Here is a 4,581-nt window from a genome sequence, read left to right as displayed (position 1 = left end):
GTTTTCCGGAAGCGCCCTCAGGGTGTCACACGGACGCTCTCCGCAGCGAAGCAAGGAGAAAGCGGAGCGTCCGGGTGACGGGTGCCCCTGCGTAGGCGCGGAGGAAACATACGGCGTGCCATCCCAACCAGCCAGCGAGGCGAGGACGAACGCCGCCCCTCAGCACCTACTCAGCGCGACTAGCCTGCCGCCAGGGTCTGCGCCGGGTCAATACGCGAAGCCTTCGCCGCAGGGTACAGACCAGCCAACACACCAACCAGCGCGCCAGCGCCCAGGCCCAGCAGGATAGTGTCAGCGCTAATAATCGGCGTCCAACGGTTCATCAAAGACACAATCGAGATGCCGTTAACCGCCAGCACAATACCAGCCACAGCGCCCAGGATGCCGGTCAGCAACGCCTCCGCCGAGAACTGCAGCAGAATACCCGAAGGGCGCATACCAATAGCCAGACGCAAACCAACCTCACGGCGACGCTCCATCACCGCAACCAAGAACGTATTCATAATGCCCATCGCACCAATCACGAGGGTAATAACGCTCATGGCTATAAGCATAGTACGTTGCTGCTGGTCAACAGCCTCACGAAGAGTTTTCGGCTCCGGCGGAACACTCACGCTATACAGTGCGGGACGTTCCGGCGAGAGCGCGTACGGTGCTTCCTCCGCAATCTGGTTTGCGGCACCGGCAACAGTACTCACCACAATCTGAGTGGAACGCTTACCAGTCTGCGCCGCAGCGGCGCCACCACCGGCAGCGGGCTGCGCTTCTTCCGCATCGGCACCAGGCTTCGCACCAAGAGGCAAGTAGACCGAACCGTACGACAGAGTCAGCGAAGGGTTCTCCCGCACCACACCGATAACGGTGTACGGCTCACCGTGAATATAGACCGTAACTCCGGGGCTATAGGGCAGCGCGAGCTGGCGCATCACGCTTTCGCTGAGCACCACAACCTTATCGTTCCGCTCCACGTGCCCCTCGTCGAAGGTGCGACCCCACGCCAGCTCGTGACCCTGCACGCTAAAGATGCTGGGGGTTGCCGCAAGGACGGCAGCCGTCACGTTAGCACCGCGCTCACCGAAGTTGTCTGGACCGCGCTGAATATCCGCGGATTCATACAGCTGATCCACCAGCGCGGTACCGGTCACTCCGTTCAGCTGGCTAACACGCCGGTAGTTCTCACTTGCCGCCAGGCTCAAGAGTTCAGCCCGGCTCAGGGGTTCAGTTCGGGTCGAGCTTATCGTCAGGTGCTTAGCCCTAAAAATGTCGAAACTGTCAGCCAACTGCCCAGAAATGGTGGCGGTCAGACCAACGGTCAACACGAGCGAAGCGATACCCAGAACCACACCAAGCATGGTGAAGATATTGCGCCTCACCCGGTGCACGGTAGCGTCCCAGGCTTCTTTGAGGGAGGCGAGCGCCCAGGGTGCACGACCACTGCTCTGCGGCTTAGATGTTTGTTCCTCAGCAAAGCTAGGCAGGTTTAGAGACGCGCGGGCGGTCGTTTCTTCCTGCCGCAGTGCATCCTGCTCGATGAGCTGACCCTCGTGCATGCGCAGCACCCGGTCGCAGTGCTCCGCCACGAGCGGGTCGTGGGTAATCACAATCGTGCTTTGCTGATTACCCGTGCATTCGCGGAGCAGATCAATCACTTCACGGGTGAGCTCTTCATCCAGCGAGCCGGTCGGCTCATCACAGAGCAGCAACGCCGGTTCTCCAATGAGCGCACGAGCAATAGCCACGCGCTGCTTTTCACCGCCGGAGAGAGTGGTGATGGGCGCATCCGTCCGGTGGCTCAACCCCAGCAGGGCGAGAGTATCCGCAACACGTTGTGCTCGCTCCGCTTTGGGTACGCCACGGTAGATGAGCGGTAGCTCAACGTTGCGGTACACGTTCTTATGCTCGATGAGGTGGAACGCCTGGAAGACGAAACCGATGTTGTCTAGGCGCGCTTCAGCTCGCTGTGCCGCGGTGAAGGTTGCGGTGTCTGTACCGTCCAGCAGGTAGCAGCCGGAGGCTGGCGTGCTGAGCAGACCGAGGATGTTTAGCAGGGTTGATTTGCCGCTGCCGGACGGTCCCAGGATTGCGACGACTTCTCCGTAGCGGACTTTCAGGTCAATATTTTTGAGCACGTCAATTCGAGTGTCACCCTGCATAAAGTGCTGGGACACCCCCTGAATATCGACGCTATAGGCTGGTGGGTGCGCGTGAGCGGCGCGGGAGTCAGTCATGGCTACTCCCTACTTTTTCTCGCGCATGATTTTGACGCTGTCGCCTTCGTGCAGGTCACCGGTGACGGCGTTCTTGCCGTTGGCGTTGCTGATGACGGTAACGGTTACCTCGCGCTCTTCACGTGCCTTCGATCCGTTGGAGCTTTCGGGGCCGAGCACGATGACTCGGGTCTGTCCGTCACGGGTGTAGAGCGCCGATGAGGGTACGACCAGGTGCGCTTCGGGGGTTTCTTCGAGGGTGAGTTCCGCGTTGACGGCGCCTCGGAGGCTGTCCGCCTTATCCCCTACGTCGAGGGTGAGGATGCGTTCCCCTTCGGCACCTCCTGCCGCACCGGCTGCGCCGTTGAGGTTGGAGCCAGCCGCGCCTTCTGCACCATTGGCCTGGCGACCGGCCTGGCTGTTGCCTGCGGCACCAGCGGCTTCGGTGGTGTTCTTGTATCCGAGGGTTGCAACGTACTCAGTATCACCGAGGGAGGGCACGGTTACCTTCTGACCGCTACGAGCTTCGGGGGTGAGCCTGCCGGTGGTTCCGGTGCAGCTGAGGGTCTTGTTACCTTCTGCGATGGTGGCTACGGGACCGTCCGCGATAGCGCCGGTTGCGCGGGGGTTGCCGGTGACAACTCCGGCACGGTTGATGATGAGGAAGTAGCGGGCGGGAATGGGCTGGTCAGTCTTCACGTGCGCGTAGCCGAGGCTGTCGAGGAGGTTGTTGAGAGCCTCGTAGGTGTCTTCGGTGATGCGCGCGGGCTGCGGGCCCTGGCGTCCCATGGCGGTTAGTGCCTCGTTGAGGAGTGCGGCGTCGGGGCCGCTGTCATCGAGTTTGAGGTCGCGGTAGAGCGCGAAGCCGCCGGTGAGGGTGATGAGAGGTTCACCGTTGACTTCTGCGATGAGGGTGCCGTTGCCGACGGTGTCACCGTGTTTGATGGTGATTGCGGTGTACTGTCCTTCGCCGCTGTAGCGTAGCGGGGTTGAGGTGGCGTAGTTGGCGGTGCAGGTCAGGGGCACGGTGGTGCGCAGTTTTTCGCGGGTGACCGTGGCGGTGATGGTGGAGGGGTCCGGGGGTGCCGCTTCTGCGTCTTTTTGGGCGGTGGTTTTGATGTTTTGGGCGCTGATGAGCGTGCCGACGGTGATGATGAGGAGCAGGGCGATAATGCCGTAGAGCCAGAGGGTTTTCTTCTGGCGGGTGGGGGTGGCGCTCATGGTGTCCCTTCTTTGGGTGCGCGTACGGGAACGCTATTGTCTGTGCCGTTTGGGCTTAGGGGCGGCGATGCCGTGTGGGGTTAGTTTGGGCCCGGCACGGGGATACGTGCCGGGCACAATACGCTGTGACGAGGTGCAGCCTCCATGGCTACTCTGTACGCCTGTTCTGATTAGTCCGGTCTGATTAGTCCGCAGGATTAGCTCAGAATCTTTCGGGCGTTCTCTTCAGCAGTTTTCTTGGCGGTGGTCACCTGTTCGATGAGGCCCTGCTCCTTTTCGAGGAAGGAACTCAGGTAAGCGATAGCTATCTTCCGCTGTTCGGCATCCAGCCCGGTTGCTTCACGGCAGGTCGCATCGTTGATTGCCAGTTCGTGGGTGTCTTGGTTGTTCTGGCGGTACTGTTCGCGAGCCATAACCGGCGTGGTGTAGTCTCCCCCGAAGCGTTCCTTCATACACTGTGCCCACTTCTCGGTGGCAGGCTCAAGGTCTTTGAAGATTGCGTCGTTGTTGAGGTAGTGAACCGCAGTGACGTAGACCTTTCGTATGGTCTCGTAGGATTCTTCTGAACCGAAGACTGCACGGGTGGCTTCTTGCTGGCAACCGCCCTTTCCTTCGGTGCCGTAAAGAGCCTGCATTTCGGCTTCGCTCATAGTACGGCTCTGCTCTTCCAGTGCTGTAGTAGCCGCAGAGTAGCGCTCTTCGTATCCGCGAGCGCGGGCGTCCGCAACGGTGAGAGGTTCAAGATCAGCCTGCAGAAGCAGCGGGATTTCAGTTTTTCCTGCAGGAACCTTGTAGTTCGGGAAACCTCGTTCAGTCATGCACTGGCTCAGGGAACGCTGGTAGGCACGGGCAACATTGTCAGAAAGTGAGGCGAGGTTCTCTACTTTTTCGATAGCTTGGCTATCGGGACTCGTGGAGGCGCTATACGCCTTCTCAGCGTTAGCGGACGCCGAGGAGTCGGCACTGGGCTGCCCGGATGCGCAAGAGCTAAGCATCAAGGTCAGCGGGAGTAGAGCCCCGGCGAGGGTTCGTAGGGTGTTCGGTCGACGCATAGGGGCACTTCCTCGTGAAATATACGCTGCATCTTTGTTCACTCGTTCGAAGGCTCTTTGTTGTTTGCCCTAGAGAGAACATATTTTGAACACTAGCCTAC

At 60.1% G+C, this 4,581-nt stretch carries 3 protein-coding genes; all 3 read right to left on the bottom strand.

The features are described 5' to 3' along the window. Window positions 1-179 precede the first annotated feature (179 nt). The 3 genes from HXO69_RS08705 to HXO69_RS08695 all read right to left on the bottom strand — a co-directional run bounded on the left by HXO69_RS08705 (window position 180) and on the right by HXO69_RS08695 (window position 4,480). Complete coding sequence (locus tag HXO69_RS08705; RefSeq protein ID WP_296546558.1) at window positions 180-2,228, bottom strand: ATP-binding cassette domain-containing protein; 2,049 nt, start codon at window positions 2,226-2,228, stop codon at window positions 180-182. A gap of 9 nt (window positions 2,229-2,237) precedes the next feature. Then, window positions 2,238-3,428, bottom strand: a complete 1,191-nt coding sequence (locus tag HXO69_RS08700) for a secretion protein HlyD (protein WP_296546557.1) — start codon at window positions 3,426-3,428, stop codon at window positions 2,238-2,240. A gap of 197 nt (window positions 3,429-3,625) precedes the next feature. After that, a complete protein-coding gene (locus tag HXO69_RS08695) occupies window positions 3,626-4,480 on the bottom strand; it encodes a chromosome partitioning protein ParA (protein WP_296546555.1) in 855 nt (284 codons plus the stop codon). Window positions 4,481-4,581 lie beyond the last annotated feature (101 nt).

Origin of the sequence: Rothia sp. (in: high G+C Gram-positive bacteria) (genome assembly GCF_015265375.1) — a bacterium.
Lineage (GTDB): Bacteria > Actinomycetota > Actinomycetes > Actinomycetales > Micrococcaceae > Rothia.
Note: the sequence above shows the minus strand (reverse complement) of the source record. Positions and strands in the feature narration are given on the sequence as shown.

Bases quoted from the DNA above. Each gene is read 5' to 3' on its own strand.
- HXO69_RS08705 (WP_296546558.1), bottom strand. From the start codon at position 2,228: ATGACTGACTCCCGCGCCGCTCACGCGCACCCACCAGCCTATAGCGTC.
- HXO69_RS08695 (WP_296546555.1), bottom strand. From the start codon at position 4,480: ATGCGTCGACCGAACACCCTACGAACCCTCGCCGGGGCTCTACTCCCG.
- HXO69_RS08700 (WP_296546557.1), bottom strand. From the start codon at position 3,428: ATGAGCGCCACCCCCACCCGCCAGAAGAAAACCCTCTGGCTCTACGGC.